The organism is Blastococcus sp. SYSU D00868, assembly GCF_054050575.1.
Genome location: NZ_JBJGZO010000001.1, coordinates 173,914 through 195,543, shown reverse-complemented (window position 1 = coordinate 195,543; position 21,630 = coordinate 173,914). Strand labels below are relative to the sequence as shown.

Sequence of the window (21,630 nt, the reverse complement as noted above, 5' to 3'; positions counted from 1 at the left end):
GACCTCCTAGCGGTACACCCGCCCGCGCAGCACGGTCAGCGCCGGGCGGGCCAGGACGTCGAGGTCGGCCCGCGGGTCGGCGTCGTAGACCACGAGGTCGGCCGGGGCGCCGTCGGTGACGTTCGGCAGGCCGAGCCAGTCCCGCGCCGCCCAGGACCCGGCGGCCAGGGCGGCCTCGGCCGGCAGCCCCGCGGCGGCCAGCGCGCGGATCTCGTCGGCGACCCGGCCGTGGTCGATGCCGCCGCCGGCGTCGGTGCCGGCGAACACCGGGACGCCGGCCTCGAACGCCGCCCGGACGACGGCGCCGGAGCCCGCGTACAGCCGCCGCATCGTCGACGCGTAGGCCGGGAACCGCTTCTCCCCCGCCGCGGCGAAGCCGGGGAAGTTCTCGACGTTGACCAGCGTGGGGACGACGGCGGTGCCGCGCGCGGCCATCTCGCCGACCAGCTCCTCGGTCAGCCCGGTGCCGTGCTCGACGCAGTCGATGCCGGCCCGGATGAGGCCGGGCAGCGCGTCGGTGCCGAAGGTGTGCGCGGTGACCCGCGCCCCCTCCTCGTGCGCGGCCGCGATCGCCGCGGCGACCACGTCGGCCGGCCACTCCGGCGCGAGGTCGCCCACCGAGCGGTCGATCCAGTCGCCGATCAGCTTCACCCAGCCGTCGCCGCGGCGGGCCTGCACCCGCACCTCGGCGACCAGGTCCTCCGGCTCGAGCTCGATGCCCAGCCCGGGCAGGTAGCGGCGGGTGCGGGCCAGGTGCCGGCCGGCCCGGACGATGCGCGGCAGGTCCGGCTCGTCGTCCAGCGCGCGGGTGTCGACCGGCGAGCCGCAGTCGCGCAGCGCCAGGACCCCGGCGTCCCGCTCGGCCAGCGCCTGCGCGCGCAGGCCCTCGAGGGTCTCCACGGGCCCGCCGCCGCGGGCGATGCCCACGTGGCAGTGCGCGTCGACCAGCCCGGGCAGCACGAAGCCGCCGCGGGAGACGGTCTCGGCGCCGGGCACCGGCTCGGCGGTGATCCGCCCGTCGCGGACCCACAGGTCGCGGTGCTCGCCCTCGGGGAGGACGACGCCCGACAGGTGCAGCGCGGGCGGCGTCACCTGGTCAGCGCCCGCCGTCCTTGAACTGGTCGAAGTTCAGCTTGGACAGGTCCGGCAGCGCCTGGCCCGGGGGCAGGCTGGGCATGCCGCCCGGCATCCCGCCGCCGAAGGGGTTGCCGCCGGGCGGCAGGCCGGCGCCGCCCATCGGCCGGCGGGCGGGGGCCTTGCCCTTGCCCTTCTTCCCCTTGCCCTTCTTCGACTGCGCCTGCATCTGGCGGCCGCGGGCCTTCTTCGACATGGGCCCCATGCCGGGCAGGCCCATGCTGCCGGCCATCTGGCCCATCATCTTCTGGGCCTGCGCGAACCGCTCCAGCAGCTGGTTCACGTCGGTGACGCTGACGCCGGAGCCGTTGGCGATGCGCACCCGCCGCGAGGCGTTGATGATCTTGGAGTTGACCCGCTCCTCCGGCGTCATCGAGCGGATGATCGCCGCGGTCCGGTCGAGGTCGCGGTCGTCGATCTGCTTGAGCTGGTCCTTCATCGCCCCGGCGCCGGGCAGCATGCCCAGCAGGTTGGCGATGGGGCCCATCTTGCGGATGGCCATCATCTGCTCGAGGAAGTCCTCGAGGGTGAAGCCCTCGCGGGAGGCGAGCTTGCCGGCCATCCGCTCGGCCTGCTCGGCGTCGAACGCCTGCTCGGCCTGCTCGATGAGGGTGAGCACGTCGCCCATCCCGAGGATGCGCGAGGCCATCCGCTCGGGGTGGAAGACGTCGAAGTCGGTGAGCTTCTCGCCCGTGGAGGCGAACATGATCGGCTGGCCGGTCACGTAGCGGACCGACAGCGCGGCACCACCGCGGGCGTCGCCGTCGAGCTTGGTCAGCACGACACCGGTGAAGCCGACGCCGTCGCGGAAGGCCTCGGCGGTGGTCACCGCGTCCTGGCCGATCATCGCGTCGACGACGAAGAGGGTCTCGTCGGGGTGGACGACGTCCCGGATGCCGGCGGCCTGGGCCATCATCTCGGCGTCGATGCCCAGCCGGCCGGCGGTGTCGACGACGACGACGTCGTGCATCGTGCGGCGGGCGTGGTCGATCGAGTCCGCGGCCACCTTGATCGGGTCGCCGACGCCGTTGCCCGGCTCGGGCGCGTAGACGTCGACGCCCGCCTGGCCGGCCACGATGGCCAGCTGGTTGACCGCGTTCGGGCGCTGGAGGTCGGCGGCGACGAGCAGCGGCGTGTGGCCCTGGCTCTTCAGCCACGTGCCGAGCTTGCCGGCCAGCGTCGTCTTACCGGCGCCCTGGAGGCCGGCGAGCATGATCACCGTGGGCGACGTCTTGGCGTAGCGCAGCCGCCGGGTCTCGCCGCCGAGGACCTGAATGAGCTCCTCGTTGACGATCTTGATGACCTGCTGGGCCGGGTTGAGCGCCTGGGAGACGTCGGCACCGCGGGCCCGCTCCTTGACCGCGGTGATGAAGGCGCGCACCACCGGCAGCGCGACGTCGGCCTCCAGCAGCGCGATGCGGATCTCGCGCGCGGTGGCGTCGATGTCGGCGTCGGTCAGCCGGCCCTTGCCGCGCAGACCGGTGAAGACCTTGTCCAGGCGGTCGGAGAGGGTCTCGAACACAAGCCGTCCTCAGGGGAGAGTTCCGGGCGCGGGCACACCGCGCCTCCTGCCCCCAGGGTATCCGGGCCCGGCCGGCCTTCAGGGGCCCGCGCCGAGCGTGCGAGGCGCGGGGGGAAGGCCGGTCCTTACCTCAGGCGGCCCGGCGCACGGTCACGGCGACCGCGACCGGGGAGGGGCCGGCCAGCAGGGCCGCCCCGCAGTCGGCGCAGACCCACTCGGGGCACTCGCCGCCGTCGTCGGTGTGGCCGTCCGCGCACGGCGGCTGGACGAACGTCCGGACGTCGCCGCAGTCGGGGCAGGACCAGTCGCGGCTCTGCACATCCAGGGACGTGGACACGACGCACTCCTCTCGTACCAGACGGGACCGTTCCGTCCCGCTGCCCGAGGAGAACACGACCCTCCGACAGGACCGCGGACCTCAGCCCGGCGTGTCCCCGCTCCCCCGCCCGCTGGGCACCGGCTCCGGCGTCCCGCGCGCGGCGCTGACCAGGGCGGCCTCCACCCGGGCCCGCTGCGCGGCGTCGATCGGCTCGCGGGTGGCGTTGCACACGTAGAAGTAGTCGGCGGCGTCGGCGCCGAGGGTCTCCACGCGGGCGGAGGTGACGTCCAGCCCCTCCCCCGCCAGCGCCGCGGTGAGCCGGTGCAGCAGCCCGGCGCGGTCGCCGGCGCGGACCTCGACGATGCTGTTCTGCTCCCCGCTGGCCTCCGAGTCGTGCCAGGAGATCCGCGGCGGAGCGGCGCGGCCGGCGTCCTGCCGGTAGTCGGCCTCCCGCTGCCGCAGCCGCTCGGCCAGCGGCAGCGTCCCCTCCAGCGCGGCGCGGACGGCGTCGGCCAGGATCGTCGCGACCGGCACCCGCCCGAAGCGCGGCCGCACCGCGAAGACCGCCGTCGTCCGCCCGTCGAGCACGTTGACCTTGGCCGCGCGCACGTCGAGCTGGTTGAGCGCCATCACACCGGCCAGCACGCTGAACAGGCCCGGGCGGTCGGGGGCGCCGACGGTGATCTGCTGCCCGTCGGCGACGTCCTCGATGCCGACGGTGACCGCGTCGTCGGCGTCGGCCGCCGAGGCGGCGGTGACCTGCGGCCGGGTCGGGTGCAGCACCGGCTCCGGGTCGCGCGCCACACCGCCCAGGGAGGTCTGCACCCGCGCGACGAGGGCGGCGACCAGGTGGGCCTTCCACGGCGACCACGCCGACGTGCTCGTCGCCGCGCCGTCGGCCTGCGCCAGCGCGTGCAGCAGCTGCAGCAGCGCGGGGTCGCCGCCGAGGGTCTCCCCGACCCGCGAGATCGTGGCCGGGTCGTCGATGTCGCGCCGGGTGGCGGTGTCGGGCAGCAGCAGGTGGTGGCGCACCATCGCGGCGATGGTGGCCACGTCCGCCGGCGCGAACCCCATCCGCTCGGCGATCGCGGCGCCGATCGGCTCGCCGACCACGCTGTGGTCGCCGGGCCAGCCCTTGCCGATGTCGTGCAGCAGCGCGCCGACCAGCAGCAGGTCGGGCCGGTCGACGTCCCGGGTGAGCTCGGCGGCCGCCGCGGCCGCCTCCACCAGGTGCCGGTCCACGGTGAACCGGTGCCACGGGTGCCGCTGCGGCAGCGACCGGACGCGGTCCCACTCCGGCAGCAGCCGGACCAGCAGCCCCTCCTGGTCCAGCTGCTCGAGGACCGGCACCGCGCTGCGGCCGCTGGCCAGCAGCCGCAGGAACGACCACCGGACCTCGGCCGGCCAGGGCTCGGGCACCGGCGGGCTGTGCACCGCGAGCACCTTGAGCGTGTACGGGGAGAGCAGCAGGTCGGCGCGGGCCGCGGCGGCCGCGCCGCGCAGCACCAGGCCGGGGTCGGCGGCGGGCCGCGCGTCGCGGGCCAGCACGACCTCGTCGCCCTGCCGCACGACGCCCTCGGCCAGCGGCTCGCGGTGCACGCGGCGGTGGCGGCCGCGGGGCCGGCGGACCAGGCCGGCCTCCACCCGCCGCCAGGTCTCGTCGGCCACGAAGGCCAGCCGCCGCCCGGCGAGGCTCACCGCGCGCAGCAGGGCGTCCTCGTCGGCCATCCCGAGCGCGGCGGCGACCGGCCGCTGCTCCTGCCGGACGAGGACGTCGGAGGCCCGGCCCGACCGGTGGCGCAGCTCGTCGCGGACGTCGAGCAGCAGCGCGTAGGCCTCCTCGGCCTCGGCGGAGGGCTCGTCGGCGAGCTGGGCGGCGGCCACCGCCCGCAGCACCTGGCCCTCGCGCAGCCCGCCGTAGGCCTCCTTCAGGTCCGGCTCCAGCAGGAAGGCCAGCTCCCCCACCCGGCGCGCGCGGTCCCGGCGCAGGTCCCGCAGCTGCGGCAGCAGCCGGGACGCCGACTGGCGCCAGCTGCCGCGGGTGGCGGTGCGCAGCCGGGCGGCGAGGTCGGCGTCGCCGGCGACGAGCCGGACGTCGAGCAGCCCCAGCCCGGCTTTGACGTCGGAGGAGGCCACGGCGACCGCCTCGGCGACCGAGCGCACGGAGTGGTCCAGCTTGAGGCCGGCGTCCCAGACGGGGTACCAGACGGCGTCGGCCAGGGCGGCGATCTCGGGGCGGCCGTCGTGGACGAGGACCAGGTCGAGGTCGCCGTGCGGTGGCAGCTCGCGGCGGCCCAGGCTGCCGACCGCCACGAGGGCCAGCCCGTCGGTGCCGGTGCGCGGCGCGGCGCCGCCGCGGCGCGGGGACGGCGGGGGCGTGCCCGCGACCGCGTCGTCGAGCAGCCCGGCCAGCCAGGCGTCGATGGCCTGCACCCGCTGCGACCGTGGCAGTGCGGCCAGCGCGTCGGTGTCGAGCACGTCTCCCCCATCGGAGTCGGCGTCGGCGCCGCGGGCGCCGGAACGAGGGGCGCGCCGCGGCGCCGGGGGTGGGGACACGTCGGCCGGGGTGGCGGGGTCGCTCCCCACCGCCCCGGCCGACGTCCTGCTGTGCCTAGAGCGCGTCCGCGCCGCGCTCGCCGGTCCGGACCCGCACGATCTCGTCGATCGTGGTCACCCAGACCTTGCCGTCGCCGATCTGGCCGGTGGAGGCCGACTCGACGATGGCGTCGACCACGCGGGCCGCGTCGAGCTCGCTGACGACGATCTCGATGCGGACCTTGGGGACGAAGTCCACCTGGTACTCCGCCCCGCGGTAGACCTCCGTGTGGCCCCGCTGCCGGCCGAAGCCCTGGACCTCGCTGACGGTCAGCCCCGCGATGCCGATCAGCTCGAGGGCGTTCTTGACGTCGTCGAGCTTGAACGGCTTGACGATGGCGGTGACGAGCTTCACACCCGGCTCCCTTCGATGTTGCGGGCCTCGGCCCGGGCCTGCTCACGCAGCGTGGGTCCGCTGCCGCCGCCGAGCGAGTCGAGGTCGTAGCCGGACTCGGCGTGGATCGTGGTGTCGATGCCGGTGACCTCCTCCTCCTCGGTGATCCGGAAGCGCATGACCTTCGAGATGACGAACCCGATGACCAGCGTGAGCACGAAGGAGTACACCAGCACGACGAGCGCGCCGACGGCCTGCTTGCCCAGCTGCGACAGGCCGCCGCCGTAGAAGAGGCCGTCGATGCCGGCGGTGGAGGCCGCGGTCCCGAAGAGGCCGACGGCGAGGGTGCCCCACAGGCCGCCGACCAGGTGGACGCCGACCACGTCGAGCGAGTCGTCGTAGCCCAGCTTGTACTTCAGGCCGACCGCGAGGGCGCAGACGACGCCGGCGACCAGGCCGAGGATGAGCGCGCCGACCGGCGAGACCGCGGAGCAGGCCGGGGTGATGGCGACCAGGCCGGCGACGACGCCGGAGGCGGCGCCCAGCGACGTGGCGTGCCCGTCGCGGATCTTCTCGGTGGCGAGCCACCCCAGGGCCGCGGCGGCGGTGGCGGCGAGCGTCGTGACGGCGACCTCGGCGGCCTGCCCGTTGGCGGCCAGCGCCGAGCCCGCGTTGAACCCGAACCAGCCGAAGAACAGGATGCCGGAGCCGATCATGACCAGCGGCAGGTTGTGCGGACGCATCGGGTCGCGCCCGAAGCCGCGCCGCTTGCCGAGCACCAGGGCGAGCGCCAGGCCGGCCGCACCGGCGTTGATGTGCACCGCGGTGCCACCGGCGAAGTCGACGGCCAGCAGGTCGTTCGCGATCCACCCGCCGGTCTCGGACTCGGCGCCGTCGAAGGCGAAGACCCAGTGCGCGACCGGGAAGTACACGATCGTCGCCCACACGCCGGCGAAGACCATCCACGGGCCGAAGCGGGCCCGGTCGGCGATGGCCCCGGAGATCAGCGCGACGGTGAGGATCGCGAACATGCCCTGGAAGGCGACGAAGGCCATGGAGGGCACGGTGAAGACCAGCTCGGTCGCGGCGAAGCCGCCGTCGAGGCCGGCGGTCCCCATCAGGCCGTCGAGGCCGAAGAACTCGAAGGGGTCGCCGAGCAGGCCGCCGCCGATGTCGTCCCCGAAGGCCATCGAGTAGCCGTAGAGCACCCACAGCACGCCGATCAGCGCGAGCGCGCCGAAGCTCATCATCATCATGTTGAGGACGCTCTTCGCGCGGACCATGCCGCCGTAGAAGAGCGCGAGTCCTGGGGTCATGAACAGCACGAGCACGGCGCTGATCAGCACCCAGGCGGTGTCGCCGGTGTCCACGGCAACCTCCTGAGGGTGTCGGTGCGGCCCGGTTGCGGAGACGGGCCACGAGAGCGGACCCGGGGACCCGGGCGCGAGTGGAGAGGCGGGCTCCCGTCCCTGGGAGCGACCGGCGTTCACGGTGCCGGGAGCCTGTTTCGCCTGGCGGCGCGCGACTGTTTCCGGACGGTGAACTCCGCCCCGCGTGTCCGGCGGTCGTGTTTCGCCGCTGTTGCCGGCGCCTCCGGGGGTGACCGCCGGCACAGCGCGGGGCCCTGCTGCGACGCCGTCGCAGTTGCCAACGGCATGCAATAAGCTCGCCGCCGGGCCTCCGGGCCCGCCCATCCCCTGGACTCCCGTGGAGGCAGCGTGCACGTCCCGGACGGCTTCCTCGACGCCCCGACCTCGGTGGCCACGGGCGTGGTGGCGGCGGGCACCGTCGCCCTCGCGCTGCGCGGCGCCCGCCGCGAGCTCGACGAGCGCACCGCTCCCCTGGCCGGGCTGACGGCGGCCTTCGTCTTCGCCGTGCAGATGATGAACTTCCCGGTCGGCGCCGGCACCAGCGGTCACCTCATCGGCGGGGCCCTCACGGCGGTGCTGGTCGGGCCGTGGACGGCGGTGCTGTGCATGACCGTCGTCCTCGTGGTGCAGGCCGTGCTGTTCGCCGACGGCGGGCTGACCGCCCTGGGCACGAACGTCACGCTCATGGGCCTGGTCGCCGTCGCGCTGGGCTACGGGGTGTCCCGGCTCGTCGTCCGGCTGCTGCCGCGCACCCGGACCGGGGTGCTGGCCGGCGCGGCCGCGGGCGCCTTCGTCTCGGTGCCGGCCGCCGCGCTGGCCTTCGTCGGCCTGTTCGCCGTCGGCGGGGTCGCCGACGTGTCGCTGGGGGCGGTCGCCGCCACGATGGGCGGCATCCACCTGCTCATCGGCCTGGGCGAGGCCGCGATCACCGTCGCCGTGCTGAGCGCGGTGCTCACCGTCCGGCCCGACCTGGTCCACGGCGCCGCCCACCTGCGCCGGCCGGCAGACCTGGCCCCGAGGCCGCTGACTGCGCCGGCCGCCGGGAGCGTCCGGTGAGCCGCCGCAACCGGGGCTTCCTGCTCGTGGGCGTGCTCGTGGCCCTCCTGATCGCCGGCGTGGGCAGCTACTACGCCTCGTCCTCCCCCGACGGCCTGGAGTGGTCGGCCGAGGAGGAGGGCTTCGGGCACACGGCCGAGGACAGCGCCACCGCCGACTCGCCGCTGGCCGACTACGCCGTCAGCGGGGTGGACGACGGCCGGCTCTCCGGCGGCCTGGCCGGGGTCATCGGGGTGGCCGCGACGCTGGCGCTGGCCGGCGGGCTGACCCTGGTCCTGCGCCGCCGCGGCGGGAGCCGTGCCGCCGCGGGCGAGGCGACCGGGGACGCGGCCGGCGAGCCGGTCCCCGCCGACCGGGCGGGCTGAGTGGGCCGGTCCGGTGGGTAGCGGGCACGGCGGGGCGCTGGGCGCCGCCTACGTGCCGGGCTCCAGCGTCGTCCACCGGCTGCCGCCGCACGTCAAGCTCGTCGCCGTCCTCGCGTTCGCCCTCGTGGTCGTCGCGACGCCGGTGCACGCCGACTGGGCGTGGGTGGCCTACGCCGGGTTCGCCGTCCTGGTCCTCGGCGTCGCCGCGGTCGCCCGGCTGACCCCGCGGCGGCTGGTCCGCGGACTGGCGGTCGAGCTGCCGTTCGTCGTCTTCGCGCTGCTGCTGCCGTTCGTGTCCCGCGGCCCGCGGGTCGAGGTCGCCGGGCTGTCGCTGTCCGAGAGCGGCCTGGTCGCCGGCGGCGGCCTGCTGGCCAAGGCCACCCTGTCGGTGCTGGCGGCCACCGTGCTGGCGGCGACCACCGAGGCCCGGGAGCTGCTGCGCGGGCTGGAGCGGCTGCGGCTGCCGGCCGCGCTCGTGCAGATCCTGTCGTTCATGATCCGCTACGCCGACGTCGTCTCCGGCGAGCTGCGCCGGATGCGGGTGGCCCGCGAGTCGCGCGGCTTCCGCCCCCGCCACCTGGGCGCGCTGCGGGTGCTGGGCCCCGCCGCGGCCTCGCTGTTCGTCCGCTCCTACGAGCGCGGCGAGCGGGTGCACCTGGCGATGCTGTCGCGCGGCTACACCGGCCGGCTGGCCGGCGCACCGGCCGCCGCGGTCGCCCCGCGGCAGTGGGCCGTCGGGCTGAGCCTGCCCCTGGCCGCCGCCGCCGTCCTCGGGGCGGGGATGCTGGTCGGGTGAGCGCCGCCGTCCCCTCCCCCCTGGGCGACTCCGGGCCCGCACCCAGCCTGCTCGTGGAGGACGTGGCCTTCGCCTACCCCGACGGGCACCAGGCCCTCTACGGGGTGGACCTGCGGCTCGACCCCGGCGAGCGGGTGGCGCTGCTGGGCCCCAACGGCGCCGGCAAGACGACGCTGGTGCTGCACCTCAACGGGGTGCTGCGCGGCGGCCGCGGCCGGGTGGAGGTGGCGGGGCTGCCGGTCGAGAGGCGGACGCTGCAGGAGGTCCGCCGCCGGGTGGGCGTCGTCTTCCAGGACCCCGACGACCAGCTGTTCATGCCGACCGTGGGCGAGGACGTCGCGTTCGGCCCGCGCAACCTCGGCCTGCCCGAGGACGAGGTCACCGCCCGGGTCGCCGCGGCGCTGGACCAGGTGGGCATGGCCGGGGTCGCCGACCGGCCGCCGCACCACCTGTCCTTCGGCCAGCGCCGCCGCGTCGCCGTCGCCACGGTGCTGTCGATGCACCCGGAGGTGCTGGTGCTCGACGAGCCGTCGTCCAACCTCGACCCGGCCGGCCGCCGCGAGCTGGCGGAGGTCCTCACCCGGCTGCCGGTGACCATGCTGATGGTCACCCACGACCTGCCCTACGCCCTGCAACTGTGCCCGCGCTCGGTGGTGCTCGACGGCGGCGTGGTGGTCGCCGACGGCCCGACCCGCGAGCTGCTCGCCGACGCCGACCTGCTGGCCCGCCACCGGCTCGAGCTGCCCTACGGCTTCGACCCCACCCGCGTGCCGTAGCCGCGGCGGCCCCGGTGCGGGGGCCCGCCGCGAGCCTGCGAGCGGTGGGGGGCAGCGGGGTCCTTCTTCAGTCCGCGCCGCCGACCAGGGCCTCGGCGAACGCCTCCGGCTCGAACGGGGCCAGGTCGTCGGCGCCCTCGCCGAGGCCGACCAGCTTCACCGGGATGCCGAGCTCGCGCTGCACCGAGACGACGATGCCGCCCTTGGCCGTGCCGTCGAGCTTGGTGAGGACGACGCCGGTCACCTCCACCGCCTCGGTGAACACCCGCGCCTGGACGACGCCGTTCTGGCCGGTCGTCGCGTCGAGCACCAGCAGCACCTCGGTGACCGGGGCCTGCTTCTCGACCACCCGCTTGATCTTGCCCAGCTCGTCCATCAGGCCGGACTTGGTGTGCAGCCGCCCGGCGGTGTCCACGACGACGGTGTCGACCTCGCCCTCCATGCCGGTCCGCACCGCCTCGAACGCCACCGAGGCGGGGTCGCCGCCCTCCCGGCCGCGGACGGTCAGCACGCCGACCCGCTCGCCCCACGTCTCCAGCTGGTCGGCCGCGGCCGCGCGGAAGGTGTCGGCGGCGCCGAGGACGACGCTGCGGCCGTCGCCGACGAGCACGCGGGCGATCTTGCCGACCGTCGTCGTCTTGCCGGCGCCGTTGACGCCGACCACCAGGACGACGCCGGGCCGGCCCTCGTGCCGCTCCACGCCCAGCGACCGGTCGAGGTCTGGGCCGAGGACGGCGGTCAGCTCGCGCACCAGCAGCGCGCGCAGCTCGGCGCCGGAGGCGGTGGCCAGCACCATCGACTGGGTGCGCAGCCGGTCGACGATCTGGGTGGTCGCGGCGACGCCGACGTCGGCGGCCAGGAGGGTCTCCTCCAGCTCCTCCCAGTCGTCCTCGGTCAGCTTCTCCCGGGCCAGGACGGTGAGCAGGCCGCGGCCCAGGGAGGACTGCGAGCGGGCCAGCCGGGCCCGGAGCCGGACCAGCCGGCCGGCCGACGGCGGCGGGGTCTCGAAGGTCAGCTCCGGCTCGGGCTCGGCCGGCGGCAGCTCGACGGGCTCGGCCGGCCGCGTCTCCTCCGCGGGGGTCGTGCCCAGCCCGCTGGCGGTCGCCCCGGAGTCCGGGCGGGGCTGCGCCGGTGGGGCCTTCGGCGGGGCTTGCGGCGGGCGGGGACGGGTGAGCGTCGTGCCCGCCACGGCGTCGTCGTCCAGCCGGGTGGTGCGCCGCCCGCGGCTCACCAGCAGGCCGGCGCCGACCAGCAGGGCGACGACGAGGATCGCGATCGCGATCAGCACGAACTCCATGCCGTCAGTCTCCCAGGCGATCCACGGCAGGCACCGGCCGCGATGTCACGGCAGGCACCGGCCGCGATGTCACGGCAGGCACCGGCCGCGATGTCACGGCAGGCACCGGCCGCGATGTGACGGCCCGCACCGGGCACGACCCGAGCTCCGGGTGGGAGGCTCGCCCGCATGGCACCGTCCCCCGGCGATCCCCCCGCCCTGCTGATCGGCCCCCTGCTGCGGCACGTGGACCCCGTGTCGGCCACGGTGTGGGTGGAGACCGACCGCGCCTGCGAGGTCGAGGTGCTGGGTCGCCGGGCCCGCACGTTCTGCGTCGGCGGCCACCACTACGCGCTGGTCGTCGTCGAGGACCTCGAGCCGGGCAGCAGCACCCCCTACGAGGTGCGCCTGGACGGCGCCCGGGTGTGGCCGGACGCGGCGTCGCCGTTCCCGCCCAGCCGGATCCGCACCCCCGGGCGCCCCGGCCCGTTCACCATCGCCTTCGGCTCCTGCCGCTACGCCACCCCGAGCACCGTCGCCCTGTCGGAGGGGATCCCACCCGACGCGCTGGACGTCTACGGCGCGCGGGTCGCCGCGCTGCCCGAGGACCGGTGGCCCGACGCGCTGGTGCTGCTCGGCGACCAGGTGTACGCCGACGAGCTGACCGGGCCGACCCGCCAGTGGCTGTCGCTGCGCCGCGGCCGGACCCTGCCGGACGACGTCCAGGTCGCCGACTTCGAGGAGTACACCCGCCTCTACGCCGAGTCCTGGGCCGACCCGCAGGTCCGCTGGCTGCTGTCGACCATCCCGTCGTCGATGGTGTTCGACGACCACGAGATGATCGACGACTGGAACACCTCGGCCGCCTGGCGCCGCCGGGTGACCGGCACCGACTGGTGGGCCGAGCGCATCTCCGGCGGCCTGATCAGCTACTGGGTCTACCAGCACCTGGGCAACCTCAGCCCGCAGGAGCTGGCCGACAACGACGTCTGGCAGGCGATGCAGACGCGCACCGACGACAGCGACGACGCCGAGCCGATGCTGCGCCGGCTCGCGCTCGCGGCCGATCGCGACCCGCCGTCGATCCGGTGGAGCTACGTCCGCCACTGGGGCGACGTGCGGATGGTGATGGTCGACAGCCGCGCCGGGCGGGTCCTCGACGAGCAGGCCCGCCGCATGCTCGACGACGCCGAGTTCGACTGGGTGGAGGCGGCGATGCGCCGCGCCGTCGAGGAGGGCGTGCAGCACGTCGTCCTCGGGACGTCGCTGCCCTGGCTGCTCCCCCACGCGATCCACGAGGTGGAGCGGTGGAACGAGACGCTGAACGTGCGCCACGAGGGCCGGTGGCGCGGCCGGCTCGCCGAGGCGCTGCGGCAGGCCGCCGACCTGGAGCACTGGGCGGCGTTCGGGCACTCCTTCGAGCGGCTGGGCCGGGCGGTCACCGCGCTGGCCCGCGGCGAGGCCGGCCGGGCACCGGCGACCGTGCTCGTGCTCTCCGGCGACGTCCACCACGCCTACGTCGCCGAGCTCACCGAGCCCGGCGGCCTCACCTCGCGGGTGCACCAGCTGACCGTCTCGCCGCTGCACAACCAGGCGCCGCACCCGATCAAGGTCGGCTTCCGGATCGGCTGGAGCGGCTGGGCCCGCCGGCTGACGACCGGCCTGGCCAAGATCGCGCGGGTCGCGCCGTCGCCGCTGGCCTGGACCAAGGTCGCCGGTCCGTTCTTCGGCAACCAGGTCGGCGAGCTGGTCCTCGACGGCAGCAGCGCCCGGTTCCGGCTGCTGGTCGCCGACGAGCGCACCCGGAGCACCGAGGAGCTGCACCAGGTGCTGGACCTCCCGCTGACCGCCCTGGTCCCGGCGGAGGTGTCAGGCTGACCGGGTGAGCGACGCAGAGACCGACCCCGGACGACCGCGGCCGGCCCCCGGCCCGGACCAGCCGCCGATCCCCGTCCGCCTCGTCACCTTCAACACCCACCACGGGGTGGGCACCGACGAACGGCACGACCTGGCCCGCCTGGCCACGGTGCTCGCCGCGGTCGACGCCGACCTGATCTGCCTGCAGGAGGTCGACCGCCGGTTCGGCCCCCGCAGCGAGGACGTCGACCAGGCGCTGCTGCTGTCCCGGGCGCTGGACATGCAGCTGGCGTGGGGGCCGGCGATCGACGAGCCCGGACGGGACGGCGAGGACCGGCGGCAGTACGGCAACGCGCTGCTCTCCCGGCTGCCCGTGCTGGTGAGCGACGTCCACCCGCTGCCCGGCGACGGGGAGCCGCGCAGCGCGCTGCAGACGATGGTGGAGCTCGACGGCGGCGCGCTGTGGGTGACCGCCACGCACCTGACCACCACCTCGGCGGAGGAGCGGGCCCGGCAGGTGGAGGTCCTCGCGGGGCTGCACAGCGGGGCGATGGGCACCGGCGTGCTGGTCGGGGACTTCAACGCCTCCCCCGACGCCCCCGAGCTCGAGCCGCTGCGCGGGCGCTTCACCGACGCCTGGGAGCTGGCCGAGTCGACCGAGGACCGGGCCGGCTGGCGGTTCTGGCACAGCGGGCAGGGCATGACCCACCCGGCCGGCTCGCCCCGCCGGCGGATCGACCAGGTGTGGGTCTCCGGCGGCATCTCCGTCGTCGCCGCGCGGGTGCTCGACGCCGAGGGCGCCTCCGACCACCTGCCGCTCGTGGTCGACCTGCTGGTCCCTTCGGGAGTCTGAGCGGTCGCTCGGCCGGCACCGTGTGCATCCCCGCTGCAGGGGCCCTCCGCGAGCCTGCGAGCGGTGGGGCGCAGCGGGGTCCTTCCTCAGGCGGGTTCGGCCTCGCGCAGGCGCTGGCTGATCACGCCCGTGATGCCGTCGCCGCGCATGCTCACGCCGTAGAGGGCGTCGGCGATCTCCATCGTCCGCTTCTGGTGGGTGATGACGATGAGCTGCGACGTCGCACGCAGCTGCTCCACCAGCGTGAGCAGCCGGCCAAGGTTGACGTCGTCGAGGGCGGCCTCGACCTCGTCGAGCACGTAGAACGGCGAGGGCCGGGCGCGGAAGATCGCCACCAGCAGCGCGACCGCGGTGAGCGAGCGCTCGCCGCCGGACAGCAGCGACAGCCGCTTGACCTTCTTGCCGGGCGGGCGGGCCTCGATCTCGACGCCGGTGGTCAGCATGTCGTCGGGCTCGGTGAGGGTGAGCCGGCCCTGCCCGCCGGGGAACAGCACGGCGAAGACCTGCTCGAACTCCCGCTGCACGTCGGCGAACGCGGCGGCGAAGACGTCGTGGATGCGGTCGTCGACCTCGCGGACGACGGTGAGCAGGTCGCGGCGGGTGGCCTTGAGGTCCTCCAGCTGGGTGGCCAGGAACGTGTGCCGCTCCTCCAGCGCCGCGAACTCCTCCAGCGCCAGCGGGTTGACCTTGCCCAGCGTCGCGAGGTCGCGCTCGGCGCGGGCGGCCCGCCGCTCCTGGGCGGCCCGGTCGTAGGGCACCGGCTCGGGCTCGGGCTCCCCCGCCGCCTCCGCGGCGGCCACCTGCGCCGGGGACGGCGGCACCGGCGCCGCGGGCCCGTACTCGGCGACGAGGGTGGGCAGGTCGACGCCGAACTCCTCGGCCGCCCGCCCCTCCAGCGACTCGATCCGGTACCGCTGCTCGGCGCGGGCCACCTCGTCGCGGTGCACCTCGTCGGTGAGCCGCTCCAGCTCCGCGGTCGCCGTCCGCACCCGGCCGCGCACCTCCAGCAGCTCGGCCTCGGCGGCGCTGCGCCGGCGGGCCAGCTCGTCGCGCTCGGCGGCCGCCCGCGCCAGCGACCCGGCCAGCGCGGTGAGCGCGGCCTCGGCGTCGGCGCGCACCCGGCCGGCGACGGCGGCGCCGCGCTGGCGGGCGGCCCGCGCGGCCGCGGCCCGCTCCCGGGTGGCGCGCTCCTGGCGGGCCTGCCGGCGCAGCGACTCGGCCCGGCCGGACAGGGCGCGGGCCCGCTCCTCGGCCGTGCGGACGGCGAGCCGGGCCTCGGTCTCGGCGCGTCCCGCGGCGGCGGACTCCAGCCGCAGCCGGTCGCGCTCCTCCGACGAGGGCTCGTCCTCCAGCGGCACCGCCTCGGCCGCGGCCAGCCGCTCCTCCAGGCCGGCGAGGGCGGTCTCGGCCTGCTCCAGCGCCTGCTCCGCGCGGACCCGCGCCGCCGTCGACCGCTCCGCCTCGGCGGCGGCCGACCGGGCCGCGGCGCCGAGCTCGGCCAGCTCGGTGGCGACGGCCGACCGGCTGCGGTCGGCGGCCTGGCGGGCGGCCAGCGCGGCCTCCACGTCGGCGGAGCGCTCCCGCGCGGCCTCGCGGGCGGCGGCGAGCTCCTCGGCGAGGGCCGCGGCGCGGTCGGCGGCGACGGTCAGCTCCCGGCCTGCCTCCTCCACCCGCGCGCGGACCTCCAGGCCGGTCGGCGCGTCGGCCTGGCCGCCGGCCGCCCAGTCGGCGCCGACGAGGTCGCCCTCGGCGGTGACGGCGCGCACCCGCGGGTGGGTGGTGACCAGCGCCGCCGCCGCGTCGAGCGTCGGCACGACCGCGACCCGGTCCAGGGCCCGGGACAGCGCGGGGCCGGTCCCCTCGGGTGCCTGCACGAGGTCCAGCGCCCAGCGCGCGCCCTCGGGCAGCTCGGGCCAGCCCTCGCGCGGCAGCGGCGGCAACCCGGCGGTGACCAGGAGGGCGACCCGGCCGGCGGCGTCCTCCTTGAGGTGCGCCAGGGCGGCGGCGGCCTCGGCCACGCCCGTGACGACGACCGCGTCGGCCCGGCCCGCCAGCGCCGCGGCCAGCGCGGTCTCGGCGCCCGGTGCCACGGTCAGCAGGTCGGCGAGCGGGCCCAGCACCCCGGGCAGGCCCGCCGCCATCACCGCCGCGGCGCCATCGGCGGGCGCCAGGCCGGAGGCGAGGGCGTCGCGGCGGGCCTGCGCGCCGGCGCGGTCGCGCTCGGCGGCCCGCTCCGCGGCGACCAGCTCGGTGACCCGGCGCGCGGCGTCGGCGTGCGCGGCGACCGCGTCGGTGTGGGCGGTCACGAGGGCGACGTCGTCGTCCTCCTGCTCGGCGAGCGCGGCGCGGCGCTGCGCCAGCCGCTCGGCTGCGGCGTCGGCGCGCTCGACGGCCTCGCCGGCGGTCACGGCCAGCCGGTCGATCTCGGCCTGGCCCGCCGTCACCCGGGACCGGGCGGCGGCGACCTGGCCGGAGAGGCGAGCCAGCCCCTCGCGGCGGTCGGCGAGCGCCCGGGTGGCCGCGACCCAGGCCCTCTCCGCGGCGGCCAGGGCCTGCTCCGACTCCGCGCGGGTGGCCACGGCGGCGGCCAGCCGCCCCCGCTCGGCGGCCAGCCCCTCGGCGAGCTCGGCCTCGGTGGCGGCGATCCGGTCGGCCTCGGCCTCCAGCTGCTCGGGGTCGCGCCCGCCGGTCGCCGCGGCCTGCGGCGCGGACAGGTGGCGGTGCCGCTCGGCGGCCAGCGAGGCGAGCGCGCGGAACCGCTCGGTGAGCGCGGACAGCCGGTACCAGGTGTCCTGCGCCCCGCCGAGCAGCGGGGCGTTGGCCGCCAGGCCCGACTCCAGTGCCGACTCCCGGGCGGCGACGGCCGCCAGCTCCGCCTCCACGACGGCGCGCCGCTCCCGGGCGGCGGTCTCGTCGGCGACGTCCTTGTCCAGGGCCTCGCGCAGCCGCACCAGGTCGTCGGCGAGCAGCCGCAGGCGGGCGTCGCGCAGGTCGGCCTGGACGCCGGCGGCGCGGCGGGCCACCTCGGCCTGCCGGCCCAGCGGCTTGAGCTGGCGGCGCAGCTCCGCGGTGAGGTCCCCGAGCCGGTCGAGGTTGGCCTGCATCGCGTCGAGCTTGCGCAGGGCCTTCTCCTTGCGCCGGCGGTGCTTGAGCACGCCGGCCGCCTCCTCGATGAAGGCGCGGCGGTCCTCCGGCCGGCCGGAGAGGACGGCGTCGAGCTGGCCCTGGCCGACGATGACGTGCTGCTCCCGGCCGATGCCGGAGTCGCTGAGCAGCTCCTGCACGTCCAGCAGGCGCACCTTGTCGCCGTTGATCTCGTACTCGCTCTCCCCGGAGCGGTACATGCGGCGGGTGATCGACACCTCGGTGTAGTCGATCGGCAGCGCGCCGTCGGCGTTGTCGATCGTCAGGGTCACCTCGGCCCGGCCCAGCGGCGGGCGGCCGGCCGTGCCGGCGAAGATGACGTCCTCCATCTTGCCGCCGCGCAGGCTCTTGGCGCCCTGCTCGCCGAGGACCCAGGCGATCGCGTCGACGACGTTGGACTTGCCGGAGCCGTTGGGGCCGACGACGGCCGTGATCCCGGGCTCGAGCCGCAGGGTCGTCGGGGACGCGAAGGACTTGAAGCCCTTCAGCGTCAGGCTCGACAGGTGCACGGGATCAGGAGGTTAACCGAGGAGGGAGCCGGCGACCCGGCTCGCGGGGCGGGTGGGCCGGGTGGGGCCGGAGAGGCACGGACCGCCGGCCCGGCGGCACTAGGCTGCGCGCGTGGCGAGCTACAGGGTGGTGGCGGACTTCGACCTGTGCGAGTCGAACGCCGTCTGCATGGGCATCGCGCCCGAGGTGTTCGAGGTCCGCGACGACAACTTCCTCTACGTCCTGCAGGAGCGGCCGCCGGAGGCCCTGCTGGGCAGGGTCCGCGAGGCGGTGGACAGCTGCCCGAAGCGGGCGCTGAGCCTGCAGCCGGTGGAGGACTGAGACCTCACCCCTCACGGGGCGGGCCGGCCGGGGTGTGGGGTGCCGGCCCGGGACCGGGCCGGCGCTCGCAGGACGCGTCGTTCAGGCCAGCGCGGGCTCGGAGTTGTCGCCGGCCATGCTGAGCAGCTCGGAGGCGATGACGGCGTCGCGGGCGGCGTCGCGCTGGGCGCGCAGCTCCTCGAGCTCGGCCTCCAGACGGCGTACTCGGGCGCGCAGCGCTGCGTTCTCCTCGACGACCAGCTGCGCCGGGCTGACGACGTGACCGAACAGGGCCTTGGCCATGGTTGTGGCGGCCTTCCTGACAGCGAGAGGTGTGCCCGGCGCCCCGGATCGCGGTCGGCGCGGGCTGGATACCACAAGGGTGACAGGGAGGGACACGCAGGTCAACGGCACACTGCCGACGTCCCGTGTCAGGGGGATGTCGTCTTCGTCACGCCGTGGTGAAGCCCTGAACGCCCTGCACCAGGCCGTCCCGGGCGTCCACCGCGCGCACCGCGCCGGGCGCGCCGGGGCCGGCGAGGGCGGCCACCGCGGCGCGGACGGCGTCCTCGGGGCCCTCCAGGACCACCTCGACTCGGCCGTCCGGCAGGTTGCGCGCCGAGCCGGCCAGGCCGGCGTCGACCGCCAGCCCCCGGACGAACCAGCGGTAGCCCACGCCCTGCACCAGCCCGGAGACCAGGGCGACGACGCGGACCGGCGCGGTCACGGGCGGGCGCGCCGGGCGCGCGGGCGCGGCTGGCAGCGCGGGCAGCTGTAGCTGGACCGGTTCATGAACGACTCGCGGCGGATCGGCGTGCCGCACCGCGGGCAGGGGCGGTCGGCCTGGCCGTAGACGGCGAGGAAGCGGGAGAAGTACCCGCTCTGGCCGTTGACGTCGACGTACAGCGAGTCGAACGAGGTGCCGCCCTGCGCCAGGGCCTCGTCCAGGACGTCGCGCACGCCCTGCAGCAGGGCGGCGACCTGAGGCCGGGTGAGGGCGTCGGTGGGCCGGGCGCCGTGCAGCCCGGCGCGCCACAGCGACTCGTCGGCGTAGATGTTGCCGACGCCGCCGATCAGCGTCTGGTCGAGCAGCGCCCGCTTGACCTCGGTGCGCCGGCGCCGCAGCGCCGCGCTGAAGGCCGCCTCGTCGAAGGAGGCGTCGAGGGGGTCGATGGCGATGTGCGCCAGCCGGGACGGCAGGCCGGCGGGGTCGTCGGCCGGGGTGTCCTCCACGGCGAGCCCGCCGAAGGTGCGCTGGTCGACGAAGCGCAGCTCCCGCCCGCCGTCGGTGAAGGTGAACCGGGCCCGCAGGTGCACCTCGTCGGGCTGGGTGCGCTTCTCCACCAGCAGCTGGCCGCTCATGCCCAGGTGCGCGACGAGCGCGCGGCCCGACGGCGTCCCGTCCGGCTCGGCCATCGGCAGCCACAGGTACTTGCCGCGCCGGTGCGCCGCCGTGAGCGTCCGGCCGGTCAGCGCGGCGACGAAGTGCTCGGTGCCCTCGAGGTGCCGCCGCACCGCGCGCGGGTGGTGCACCTCGACGGCGGCGACGGTGCGGCCGGCGACCCACTGCGCCAGGCCGCGCCGGACCACCTCGACCTCGGGCAGCTCGGGCACGGGCGGCTCAGTCCTCTGGGGTCGCGGCCGGGTCCTCGGCCGGGGTCGGCGCCGGGCTCGCGGCGGGCGCCTCGGCGGACAGGGCCCGCCAGGCGGCCTCGGCCGCCTCCTGCTCGGCGGCCTTCTTCGTGCGGCCGCCGCCGCGCCCGTACTCGGTGCCCGACAGCAGGACGGCGGCGGTGAAGCTCTTGGCGTGGTCGGGGCCGGTGTCCTGCACCACGTAGGTCGGCGCCCCGAGCCCGCGCGCGGCGCCGAGCTCCTGCAGGCTGGTCTTCCAGTCCAGGCCGGCGCCGCGGGTGGCCGACTCGGCCAGCAGCGGGTCGAACAGCCGGTGCACGATCGCGGCGGCGACGTCCAGCCCGAGGCCGAGGTGGATCGCGCCGATCAGCGCCTCCATGGCGTCGGCGAGGATGGAGTCCTTGTCCCGGCCGCCGGTGGTCTCCTCACCGCGGCCGAGCAGCAGGTGCGGGCCGATGCCGCCCTCCCCCAGCCGGCGGGCGACGCCGGCCAGCGAGGTCATGTTGACCACCGAGGCGCGCAGCTTCGCCAGCTGCCCCTCGGGCAGGTCGGGCTGGCTGCGGTAGAGCTCGTCGGTGACGACGAGGCCGAGCACCGAGTCACCGAGGAACTCCAGGCGCTCGTTGGTCGGCAGCCCGCCGTTCTCGTAGGCGTAGGAGCGGTGGGTCAGCGCCAACGCCAGCAGGCCGCCGGGCAGCTCGACGCCGAGGGCGTCGCGCAGCCAGGCGGCCGCGGTGGCGGCGTGGGCAGCCCCGGCCGGCGACGGGCTCTGCCCGGCGCCGGTGCCGGTGGCCGGTGCGGCCGCGGCGGGGCTACCCACGGTCGCCGAGGGTCAGACCGCGAGGACCTGGCGGCCGTCGTACTGGCCGCAGTTCGGGCAGGCCTGGTGCGGGGGCTTGAGCTCGCCGCAGGCCCGGTTCGGGCACGGCGTCAGGGTGGGGGCGGTCGCCTTCCACTGCGAGCGGCGCGCGCGGGTGTTGCTGCGGGACATCTTCCGCTTCGGGACGGCCACGTCAGTTCTCCTTCGGGTTGGTACCGCCAGGAGCGCCCGGCGGAGGTGTGAGCTTGCCGGCGAGCCCGGCCCAGCGGGGGTCGACCACGTCGTGCGAGTGGTCGGCGGGGAGGTCGTCGAGGCGCTCGCCGCAGTCGACGCACAGCCCCGAGCAGTCGTCGGTGCAGGTCGGCGACAGGGGCAGGGCGAGGACGACGGCGTCGCGCACCATCGGCTCGAGGTCGAGGTGGTCGCCCTCGACCCGGCGGACCTCGTCCTCCTCGCTGGTGGCCTCGGTCGTGCTGCCGGAGTAGGCGAACAGCTCCTGCACGGAGAGGGTCAGGGTGTCCTCGACGTCCTCGAGGCAGCGCGCGCACTGGCCGACCAGCGGGGCCTCGACGTCGCCGGTGACCAGCACGCCCTCCATGACCGCCTCGAGCCGCAGGTGCAGCTGCACCGGCGCGCCCTCGGGGACGCCGATCAGCTCGACGCGGAAGCCCTCGGGCGCCGGCGCCGTGCGGTCCAGCTCGGTCATCGACCCGGCCCGGCGGCCCAGCTCGCGCAGGTCCACGCGCCAGGGGTCGCCGGCGGGACGCCGGGCGTCCGGGGACGCGGCGCCGGGACGGGGCAGCGGTGCGGCAGGCATGTCGGTACTCGCGGGGTCGGGAGAGGGAGGATGCCCGGCGGGAACGACCCGGAGCCGGAGCAGCTGCCAAGACTACCCGATCCCGCCGCGGCGCCGTCCGCCCGCCGGGGAGCGACCCTCGCCACGATCAGCTCCCCTGGTCGTGCGGTGTCCT

At 76.4% G+C, this 21,630-nt stretch carries 21 protein-coding genes; 7 read left to right on the top strand and 14 right to left on the bottom strand.

The features are described 5' to 3' along the window. Positions 1-6: 6 nt before the first annotated feature. The 6 genes from ACI79F_RS00905 to ACI79F_RS00880 form a co-directional block, all read right to left on the bottom strand. Positions 7-1,092 carry an amidohydrolase family protein gene (locus ACI79F_RS00905; RefSeq protein WP_456543677.1) on the bottom strand — a complete coding sequence of 362 codons (1,086 nt, stop codon included), beginning with the start codon at positions 1,090-1,092 and terminating at the stop codon, positions 7-9. A 4-nt stretch (positions 1,093-1,096) separates the two neighbouring features. After that, complete coding sequence (gene ffh, locus ACI79F_RS00900; protein ID WP_456543678.1) at positions 1,097-2,656, bottom strand: signal recognition particle protein; 1,560 nt, start codon at positions 2,654-2,656, stop codon at positions 1,097-1,099. 130 nt (positions 2,657-2,786) lie between these two features. Continuing rightward, positions 2,787-2,993 carry a hypothetical protein gene (locus tag ACI79F_RS00895; RefSeq protein WP_456543679.1) on the bottom strand — a complete coding sequence of 69 codons (207 nt, stop codon included), beginning with the start codon at positions 2,991-2,993 and terminating at the stop codon, positions 2,787-2,789. An 81-nt stretch (positions 2,994-3,074) separates the two neighbouring features. Next, on the bottom strand, positions 3,075-5,453 hold the full coding sequence (locus tag ACI79F_RS00890) for a [protein-PII] uridylyltransferase (RefSeq protein ID WP_456543680.1): 2,379 nt from the start codon (positions 5,451-5,453) through the stop codon (positions 3,075-3,077). A gap of 133 nt (positions 5,454-5,586) precedes the next feature. Then, on the bottom strand, positions 5,587-5,925 hold the full coding sequence (locus ACI79F_RS00885; protein WP_456543681.1) for a P-II family nitrogen regulator: 339 nt from the start codon (positions 5,923-5,925) through the stop codon (positions 5,587-5,589). Next, positions 5,922-7,274, bottom strand: coding sequence for an ammonium transporter (locus ACI79F_RS00880; protein WP_456543682.1), 1,353 nt, complete (start codon positions 7,272-7,274; stop codon positions 5,922-5,924). Before ACI79F_RS00880 ends, ACI79F_RS00885 begins: the two co-directional genes overlap by 4 nt. Positions 7,275-7,622: 348 nt before the next feature. Here ACI79F_RS00880 and ACI79F_RS00875 point away from each other — a divergent pair, with 348 nt between their 5' ends. The 4 genes from ACI79F_RS00875 to ACI79F_RS00860 are packed head-to-tail and all read left to right on the top strand — an operon-like array spanning position 7,623 to position 10,267. Continuing rightward, complete coding sequence (locus tag ACI79F_RS00875; protein WP_456543683.1) at positions 7,623-8,330, top strand: energy-coupling factor ABC transporter permease; 708 nt, start codon at positions 7,623-7,625, stop codon at positions 8,328-8,330. Further along, positions 8,327-8,695: a PDGLE domain-containing protein gene (locus ACI79F_RS00870; RefSeq protein WP_456543684.1), complete on the top strand. Its 369-nt coding sequence runs from the start codon at positions 8,327-8,329 to the stop codon at positions 8,693-8,695. Before ACI79F_RS00875 ends, ACI79F_RS00870 begins: the two co-directional genes overlap by 4 nt. A gap of 13 nt (positions 8,696-8,708) precedes the next feature. Then, positions 8,709-9,491: a cobalt ECF transporter T component CbiQ gene (cbiQ, locus tag ACI79F_RS00865; RefSeq protein ID WP_456543685.1), complete on the top strand. Its 783-nt coding sequence runs from the start codon at positions 8,709-8,711 to the stop codon at positions 9,489-9,491. After that, entirely contained in the window at positions 9,488-10,267 is a 780-nt protein-coding gene (locus ACI79F_RS00860) for an energy-coupling factor ABC transporter ATP-binding protein (protein WP_456543686.1), read from the top strand. Before cbiQ ends, ACI79F_RS00860 begins: the two co-directional genes overlap by 4 nt. A gap of 67 nt (positions 10,268-10,334) precedes the next feature. Here the strand turns inward: ACI79F_RS00860 and ftsY are convergent, their stop codons facing one another. Then, a complete protein-coding gene (gene ftsY, locus ACI79F_RS00855) occupies positions 10,335-11,564 on the bottom strand; it encodes a signal recognition particle-docking protein FtsY (RefSeq protein WP_456543687.1) in 1,230 nt (409 codons plus the stop codon). Positions 11,565-11,732: 168 nt separating this feature from the next. Between ftsY and ACI79F_RS00850 the strand changes: the two genes are divergently transcribed. Then, the gene (locus ACI79F_RS00850) at positions 11,733-13,421 is read left to right on the top strand and encodes an alkaline phosphatase D family protein (protein WP_456543688.1); all 1,689 of its coding nucleotides are present in this window, start codon (positions 11,733-11,735) and stop codon (positions 13,419-13,421) included. A 4-nt stretch (positions 13,422-13,425) separates the two neighbouring features. Beyond that, on the top strand, positions 13,426-14,253 hold the full coding sequence (locus ACI79F_RS00845) for an endonuclease/exonuclease/phosphatase family protein (RefSeq protein WP_456543689.1): 828 nt from the start codon (positions 13,426-13,428) through the stop codon (positions 14,251-14,253). Between the two features lie 86 nt (positions 14,254-14,339). Here the strand turns inward: ACI79F_RS00845 and smc are convergent, their stop codons facing one another. Continuing rightward, complete coding sequence (gene smc, locus ACI79F_RS00840) at positions 14,340-17,906, bottom strand: chromosome segregation protein SMC (protein WP_456543690.1); 3,567 nt, start codon at positions 17,904-17,906, stop codon at positions 14,340-14,342. A gap of 112 nt (positions 17,907-18,018) precedes the next feature. Here smc and ACI79F_RS00835 point away from each other — a divergent pair, with 112 nt between their 5' ends. Beyond that, on the top strand, positions 18,019-18,228 hold the full coding sequence (locus ACI79F_RS00835; RefSeq protein ID WP_456543691.1) for a ferredoxin: 210 nt from the start codon (positions 18,019-18,021) through the stop codon (positions 18,226-18,228). An 81-nt stretch (positions 18,229-18,309) separates the two neighbouring features. Here ACI79F_RS00835 and ACI79F_RS00830 read toward each other — a convergent pair whose 3' ends face one another. The 6 genes from ACI79F_RS00830 to ACI79F_RS00805 form a co-directional block, all read right to left on the bottom strand. Continuing rightward, positions 18,310-18,510 carry a hypothetical protein gene (locus ACI79F_RS00830; RefSeq protein WP_456543692.1) on the bottom strand — a complete coding sequence of 67 codons (201 nt, stop codon included), beginning with the start codon at positions 18,508-18,510 and terminating at the stop codon, positions 18,310-18,312. Between the two features lie 148 nt (positions 18,511-18,658). Beyond that, entirely contained in the window at positions 18,659-18,934 is a 276-nt protein-coding gene (locus ACI79F_RS00825; protein ID WP_456543693.1) for an acylphosphatase, read from the bottom strand. Beyond that, the gene (gene mutM / locus ACI79F_RS00820; protein ID WP_456543694.1) at positions 18,931-19,821 is read right to left on the bottom strand and encodes a bifunctional DNA-formamidopyrimidine glycosylase/DNA-(apurinic or apyrimidinic site) lyase; all 891 of its coding nucleotides are present in this window, start codon (positions 19,819-19,821) and stop codon (positions 18,931-18,933) included. Before mutM ends, ACI79F_RS00825 begins: the two co-directional genes overlap by 4 nt. A 7-nt stretch (positions 19,822-19,828) precedes the next feature. Continuing rightward, positions 19,829-20,659 carry a ribonuclease III gene (gene rnc, locus ACI79F_RS00815; protein WP_456543695.1) on the bottom strand — a complete coding sequence of 277 codons (831 nt, stop codon included), beginning with the start codon at positions 20,657-20,659 and terminating at the stop codon, positions 19,829-19,831. Positions 20,660-20,671: 12 nt separating this feature from the next. Continuing rightward, the gene (rpmF, locus tag ACI79F_RS00810; RefSeq protein WP_456543696.1) at positions 20,672-20,851 is read right to left on the bottom strand and encodes a 50S ribosomal protein L32; all 180 of its coding nucleotides are present in this window, start codon (positions 20,849-20,851) and stop codon (positions 20,672-20,674) included. Position 20,852: 1 nt separating this feature from the next. Next, positions 20,853-21,476 carry a YceD family protein gene (locus ACI79F_RS00805; RefSeq protein ID WP_456543697.1) on the bottom strand — a complete coding sequence of 208 codons (624 nt, stop codon included), beginning with the start codon at positions 21,474-21,476 and terminating at the stop codon, positions 20,853-20,855. Between the last annotated feature and the right edge of the window lie 154 nt (positions 21,477-21,630).

What these genes read in the sequence shown, in the direction of transcription:
- ACI79F_RS00805 (WP_456543697.1), bottom strand. Translation starts at nt 21,476, where the DNA reads ATGCCTGCCGCACCGCTGCCCCGTCCCGGCGCCGCGTCCCCGGACGCC.
- ACI79F_RS00850 (WP_456543688.1), top strand. Translation starts at nt 11,733, where the DNA reads ATGGCACCGTCCCCCGGCGATCCCCCCGCCCTGCTGATCGGCCCCCTG.
- ftsY (WP_456543687.1), bottom strand. Translation starts at nt 11,564, where the DNA reads ATGGAGTTCGTGCTGATCGCGATCGCGATCCTCGTCGTCGCCCTGCTG.
- ACI79F_RS00830 (WP_456543692.1), bottom strand. Translation starts at nt 18,510, where the DNA reads ATGGCCAAGGCCCTGTTCGGTCACGTCGTCAGCCCGGCGCAGCTGGTC.